Genomic DNA, 6,000 nt, shown 5'->3' on the forward strand with positions numbered 1-6,000 from the left:
CCGAAGGTGTGATGAGATGTTGATGCGATTTGATAGCAGTCTGTCTGGCCGGAGTAACTGAAGGTAATGGAACATCCGCACCGTGTTGTCCTACTGGCCGGCCCATCGGGGTCCGGAAAGTCGTACATAGCGCAGCAAACCGGGTTGCCGGTGCTTTGCTTGGACGACTTCTACAAAGACGGCGATGACCCTACGTTGCCGAGACGAAACGGCCAGGTGGATTGGGAATCGCCGCACTCCTGGGACGCCCCCAGTGCGGTGGAAATCATTGCCCAACTTGCCCGCGAAGGCCGAGCCGATGTGCCGGTTTATGCGATCGGTGCCGATCGACGGGTGGCCACCCGGCCATTTGATGTCGCCGGATCGCCACTTTTCGTGGCCGAAGGGATCTTCGCCGCCGAGATCGTCGAGGAGTGCCGTCGCCGCGGGCTGCTCGCCGGGGCGTACGCGCTGCGCCGCCCGCGCGGGGCCACCTTCGTGCGCCGACTCGCCCGCGACCTGTCCGAGCAGCGCAAGGCGCCTCGGGTGCTGATTCGGCGCGGGGTGGCACTGCTGCGGGCCGAGCCCGCGGTGCTGCGCCGGCAGATGGGCCTCGGCGCGGAGGCGGCCCGGGCCCGGGAGGTGCTGCGCCGGGTGGCCGGGCTGCTCGCCGGCCACCCACATGGCTGAGCTCAGGCCATCAACTTCGCGTACGCCGGCTTGATCACGTCATCGATGATCCGCAGCCGCTCGTCGAACGGGATGAAGGCGCTCTTCATCGCATTGATGGTGAACCACTGCAACTCCTTCCAGCCGTAGCCGAACGTCTCCACCAGCAGCGACATCTCCCGCGACATCGAGGTGCCGCTCATCAACCGGTTGTCGGTGTTGACCGTCACCCGGAAACGCAGGTCCCGCAGCAGGCCGATCGGGTGGTCCGCGATCGAGCCCACCGCACCGGTCTGCACGTTCGACGAGGGGCACAGCTCCAGGGGGATCCGCTTGTCCCGGACGTACGCGGCCAGCCGGCCGAGCGAGCCGTCGGGGGCGATGTCGTCGACGATCCGCACCCCGTGGCCGAGCCGGTCGGCCCCGCACCACTGGATCGCCTGCCAGATCGACGGCAGACCGAACGCCTCGCCGGCGTGGATGGTGAAGTGGAAGTTCTCCCGCTGGAGGTACTCGAAGGCGTCCAGGTGCCGGGTGGGCGGAAAGCCCGCCTCGGCGCCGGCGATGTCGAAGCCGACCACCCCGGCATCCCGGTGCCGCACGGCCAGCTCGGCGATCTCCTGAGAACGGGCGGCGTGCCGCATCGCGGTGAGCAGGGTGCCCACCCGGATGGTCAGGCCGGCCTCGACCGCCTGGGCGGTGCCCTCGGCGAACCCGGCCAGCACCGCCTCGACCACCTCGTCCAGGCTGAGGTCCCGTTCCAGGTGCTGCTCCGGGGCGAAACGCACCTCCGCGTAGACCACGCCGTCGGCGGCCAGGTCGAGGGCGCACTCGCGGGCCACCCGACGCAGCGCGGGCGCGGTCTGCATGACCGCCACGGTGTGCGCGAACGTCTCGAGGTAGCGCTCCAGGGAACCGGAGTCCGCCGCGTCCGCGAACCAGCGTCCGAGCGCCTCCGGGTCGGTCGTGGGCAGTTCGTGGCCCACCTCGGCGGCCAGGTCGACGATCGTCGCCGGCCTCAGCCCGCCGTCGAGGTGGTCGTGCAGCAGCGCCTTCGGGACCTTGACGATGTCCTCGTACCGGATAGTTGCGACCATGCTCAGACCCTAGTCAGCGGCCTGGGCGGACCGGTACGGGACCGGCCGGGCGTCACGGCCGCCAGCCGTACACCCGGTGCACGTCGAGGCGGATCACGAGCCGTCCGTCGGCGACCATGGCGGCGCGGTAGTCCGCCCAGTCCGGGTGGTCGCCACGAATCCGGCGGTAGACCTCGACCAGTTCGTCGACCGTCTCGTCGGTGGTGGCCACGGCCGGCTCGCTGAGCGTCACGACCCCCTCCGCCACCGCGTACGCGCCGCCGTCCGGCGTGGTCACGTGGAAGCTGGCCCGGGGATCGCGGCGCAGGTTGCGCACCTTCGCCCGGTCCCCGGTGGTGGAGCAGCGGATCAACCCCGGCTCGGCCAGGTAGTCGAGGTTGGACAGCTGGGGCCGCCCGTCTCGGCGCACTGTGACCAGCACTCCGCGCCCCCGCTGACCGAACAGCTCCCACAGGCGGCGGGGTACGGGGTCACCGTGGGAAGATTTCGTTGACATGTCATCGAACTTACGGTGCAAATCGATGACGTGTCAACCAACCGCTAGACTTGTCGGATGGACGCAGCCCGGTGGCTTGACGAACGGGAGGACCGCGCGTGGCGCGGCTACCGCCGGATGCGTCGACTGCTCGACCTGGAACTGGCCCGGGAGCTGACCCAGGACGCCGGCCTGTCCGAAGCCGACTACGACGTGCTCTCCGACCTCTCCGAGACACCACAGGGACGGCTGCGCCTGCGGGAGCTGGCAGACCGCATGCTCTGGTCACGCAGCCGGCTCTCGCACCACCTGACGCGGATGCAGCAGCGCGGCCTGGTGACCCGCGAGGAGTGCGCCGACGACGCCCGGGGCTCGATAGTCGTCCTCACCCCCGCCGGGCGGCAGGCCATCCAGTCCGCCGCTCCCGGCCACGTGGCCGCCGTCCGCCGGCACCTGATCGACCTGCTCACCCCCGCGGAGGTCGACGCGCTCGGCGCGCTCACCCATCGGGTGGTCGACCACCTCGGCGGGCGGACGCCCCACCCACGACACGATCCGGAGGCTTGACGTGGACCCCCGCATCCTCGACCGGCTGCGCTGCCCGGTCTGCGGCGAGCCGCTGGAGCAGGCCACCGACACGAGGGCGCTGCGCTGCCCACGCCGGCACAGCTTCGACATCGCGCGCCAGGGCTACGTCAACCTGCTGACCGGTCGGGCCCCGCACGTCGGCGACACCCCCGACATGGTCGCGGCCCGCGCGGACTTCCAGGCCGCCGGGCACTACGACGTCATCTCGGCCGCCCTCGCCGCTGCCGCGACGGACGCTGTGGGCCGTCTCGGCACGACGGACGCCCCGCGACCGGCACCTACTCCACCCACCCTTTGCTCTGCACCCGTCGAGGCGACAGTCTCCCAGCCGAGCCGTCGCCTCGACGGGTGCAGAGCAAAGGACCCAACAGCAGAGATGCGGGTCGAGCCACCGCTGCCCGACGTCGGGGCGTACCCCCTGGTGGTGGATGCCGGCGCCGGCACCGGCCGGTACCTCGGCGCGGTGCTGGCGGCGCTGCCGGACGCCGTGGGTCTGGCCCTGGACGTGTCCAAGCCGGCGCTGCGCCGCGCGGCCCGCGCGCATCCCCGGGCCGCCGCCGCGCTCGCCGACACCTGGCAGCGACTGCCGCTCGCCGACGCCTCGACCGCCGTGCTGCTGAACGTCTTCGCCCCGCGCAACGGCCCGGAGTTCCAACGGGTGCTCGACCCGGCCGGCACGTTGCTGGTGGTCACGCCCGACACCGACCACCTCGCCGAACTGGTGGACGCCCTCGACCTGCTGCGGGTGGACCCGGACAAGGCCGACCGGGTGGCCGCCAGCCTGGGCGGGCACTTCACGCCGGTCAGTTCGGCCGTGCACCGGGCCGAGTTGGCATTGACCCGGCCGGAGGTCGCCACCCTGGTTGGGATGGGCCCCAGCGCCTGGCACACCGACCCGGCGGCGCTCGCCACCCGGCTGGCCGCGCTGCCCGAACCGGTCCGGGTCACCGTGGCGGTCCGGCTCGACGTCCTGCAACCTCGCTGACCTCAGGTGGAGAGGTCGACCTCTTCCCAGCCGGGCGGCTCGTCGTGGTACGGCCCGCGCAGGACCACCGCCCACTCCAGCGCCCAACGCCGCTGCCCGATCGCGTTCGCGTCGACCAGGCCCGGTGCCCGCCGGCCGCCGCGCTCGGTCTCCAGGTACGCCCAGTCCAGGCAGTAGTGCAGGTCGAGCAGGGCGGCCGCGTCGGCCGGGTGTTGCGGCGCGGTGAGGATTCGGGAGCGCCAGTGTGGGAAGGTCTCCCCCTGGGCGATATGCGGCAGCCGCTCGACCAGCCGCTCGTCGACGGCCAGCGTCGGGTCGAGCTGCTTGCTCAGCCCGAGCACCCAGGCCAGCGCGAAGAGCGCGTCGTGGTGCAGCACGAACGACCGGTGGTCACCCTTGCCGCCCATCACGAACTGCCACTCCGGCGGGGTGACCATGTCGACCAGGTGCGAGCCGAGCAGCCAGCTCATCGCCGCCTGTGGGGGCAACCCGAAACAGCGGGCCAGGATCAGGTGCAGCACCGCGATCCGCGCCTCGATCTCCCCGGTCGGGCGCAGGTCGATCTGGTCACCCGGCTCCCACACGAGGGGAAACTGGGCCGGCGGCAACGGCAGGCCGAGCCGGGACAGCTCGTCCAGGCTCGCCTCGCGCACCTCACGTGGGTCGGGGGCAGCAACGGTCACGGCGGATCTTCCTGTCTGCTCGCGCCGGCACAAGGCCGGTTGTCCCCCCTTGGCCTGCGACAATAGCGCTCCCAGGTGACCGGCACCACGCCAGGGCGACGCCGAATCGATCAGCCGATGCGTTCGATGACCAACGACGTCGCCGCCGGGGCCGTCGGCGCGATCCGCATCGCGTTGGCGGCCTCGGTCAGCGCTGCCGGAATCCGCGTCGCGTCGTCGGCACGCAGCTCGTAGAGCGGGTCACCGGCCCGCACCTCGTCACCCGGCCGCTTGTGCAACACCACACCGGCCGGCACGCTGACCGGGTCCTCCTTGCGCGCCCGACCCGCGCCGAGCCGCCACGCCGCAACCCCCATGGCGTACGCGTCGACGGCCGCGACGTACCCGTCCCGCTCGGCGCGGACCACCTCCACCTCGGCAGCCGTTGGCATCGGCGCGTCCGGGTCGCCGCCCTGCGCCCGGATCATCGCCCGCCAGGAGTCCATGGCCCGGCCGTCGCGCAGCGCCGCAGCCGGATCGGCGTCCGGCAGACCGGCGGCGTCGAGCATCTCCCGGGCCAGTGCGAGGGTCAGCTCCACCACGTCGGCCGGTCCACCACCGGCCAGCACCTCGACCGACTCGGTCACCTCGACCGCGTTGCCGATCGCCAGGCCGAGCGGGGTGGACATGTCGGTGAGCAGGGCGACCGTCCGCACCCCGTGCGCACCGCCCAGCTCGACCATGGTGCGCGCCAACTCGCGGGCCTGGTCCACGGACTTCATGAAGGCGCCCGAGCCGACCTTGACGTCGAGGACCAGCGCCCCGGTGCCCTCGGCGATCTTCTTGCTCATGATCGAGCTGGCGATCAGCGGGATCGCCTCCACGGTGCCGGTCACGTCGCGCAACGCGTACAGCTTGCGGTCGGCGGGGGCCAGCCCGGCACCGGCCGCGCAGATCACCGCACCGACCTCGTCCAGCTGGGCGATGAACTCGTCGTTGCTCACCGTGGCCCGCCAGCCCGGGATGGACTCCAACTTGTCCAGCGTGCCGCCGGTGTGCCCGAGACCCCGGCCGCTCAGCTGCGGCACGGCCGCACCACACGCCGCCACCAGCGGGGTGAGCGGCAGAGTGATCTTGTCGCCGACGCCACCGGTGGAGTGCTTGTCGACCGTCGGCCGGCGTACCGCCGACAGGTCCAACCGCTCACCGCTGGCGATCATCGCGGCGGTCCACCGGGCGATCTCCGGCCCGGTCATGCCGTTGAGCAGGATCGCCATGGCCAGCGCTGACATCTGCTCGTCGGCGACGACCCCACGGGTGTACGCGTCGACCACCCAGTCGATCTGCGCGTCCGACAGCACACCCCCGTCCCGCTTGACCCGAATAACGTCAACAGCAGCAAAAGTCATCAGAAGATCTTCCTAGTCCTATGGAGAAACCGTGCCCGACGGACGGCAGTGCCCACGACGGGGCCGGGGCCGACCGTGCCCGGCGGAGGGATCACACCCGTCCCCCCGGAGGCCGGCCACCCGCCCCCCCCCCCCA

The 6,000-nt window shown here is 71.7% G+C and carries 7 protein-coding genes; 3 read left to right on the top strand and 4 right to left on the bottom strand.

What is annotated here, in order from left to right; genetic code table 11:
• Positions 1-375: 375 nt before the first annotated feature.
• Positions 376-669 carry a hypothetical protein gene (locus tag ACFYP0_RS08380; protein WP_355493894.1) on the top strand — a complete coding sequence of 98 codons (294 nt, stop codon included), beginning with the start codon at positions 376-378 and terminating at the stop codon, positions 667-669.
• 2 nt (positions 670-671) lie between these two features.
• Here the strand turns inward: ACFYP0_RS08380 and ACFYP0_RS08385 are convergent, their stop codons facing one another.
• Positions 672-1,745: an adenosine deaminase gene (locus tag ACFYP0_RS08385; RefSeq protein WP_124856372.1), complete on the bottom strand. Its 1,074-nt coding sequence runs from the start codon at positions 1,743-1,745 to the stop codon at positions 672-674.
• A 52-nt stretch (positions 1,746-1,797) separates the two neighbouring features.
• Complete coding sequence (locus ACFYP0_RS08390; protein ID WP_355493893.1) at positions 1,798-2,241, bottom strand: PPOX class F420-dependent oxidoreductase; 444 nt, start codon at positions 2,239-2,241, stop codon at positions 1,798-1,800.
• Between the two features lie 57 nt (positions 2,242-2,298).
• Here ACFYP0_RS08390 and ACFYP0_RS08395 point away from each other — a divergent pair, with 57 nt between their 5' ends.
• Both ACFYP0_RS08395 and ACFYP0_RS08400 read left to right on the top strand, forming a co-directional pair.
• Positions 2,299-2,787 (top strand): MarR family winged helix-turn-helix transcriptional regulator, encoded by a 489-nt coding sequence (locus ACFYP0_RS08395; RefSeq protein ID WP_355493892.1) that lies wholly within the window; start codon positions 2,299-2,301, stop codon positions 2,785-2,787.
• A 1-nt stretch (position 2,788) separates the two neighbouring features.
• A complete protein-coding gene (locus ACFYP0_RS08400) occupies positions 2,789-3,793 on the top strand; it encodes a putative RNA methyltransferase (protein ID WP_356977892.1) in 1,005 nt (334 codons plus the stop codon).
• A gap of 2 nt (positions 3,794-3,795) precedes the next feature.
• On the opposite strand, the gene ACFYP0_RS08405 is transcribed toward ACFYP0_RS08400, so the two are convergent.
• Together ACFYP0_RS08405 and ACFYP0_RS08410 are read right to left on the bottom strand one after the other, a co-directional pair.
• Positions 3,796-4,476, bottom strand: coding sequence for a DUF4272 domain-containing protein (locus ACFYP0_RS08405; protein WP_355493890.1), 681 nt, complete (start codon positions 4,474-4,476; stop codon positions 3,796-3,798).
• Positions 4,477-4,586: 110 nt separating this feature from the next.
• Entirely contained in the window at positions 4,587-5,867 is a 1,281-nt protein-coding gene (locus ACFYP0_RS08410) for a thymidine phosphorylase (RefSeq protein WP_355493960.1), read from the bottom strand.
• Positions 5,868-6,000: the final 133 nt, after the last annotated feature.

This window comes from Micromonospora arida (assembly GCF_042873195.1).
Taxonomy (GTDB): Bacteria; Actinomycetota; Actinomycetes; order Mycobacteriales; family Micromonosporaceae; genus Micromonospora; species Micromonospora arida.

Coding starts and splice junctions, on each gene's coding strand:
- ACFYP0_RS08390 (WP_355493893.1), bottom strand. CDS start 2,241: ATGTCAACGAAATCTTCCCACGGTGACCCCGTACCCCGCCGCCTGTGG.
- ACFYP0_RS08385 (WP_124856372.1), bottom strand. CDS start 1,745: ATGGTCGCAACTATCCGGTACGAGGACATCGTCAAGGTCCCGAAGGCG.
- ACFYP0_RS08395 (WP_355493892.1), top strand. CDS start 2,299: ATGGACGCAGCCCGGTGGCTTGACGAACGGGAGGACCGCGCGTGGCGC.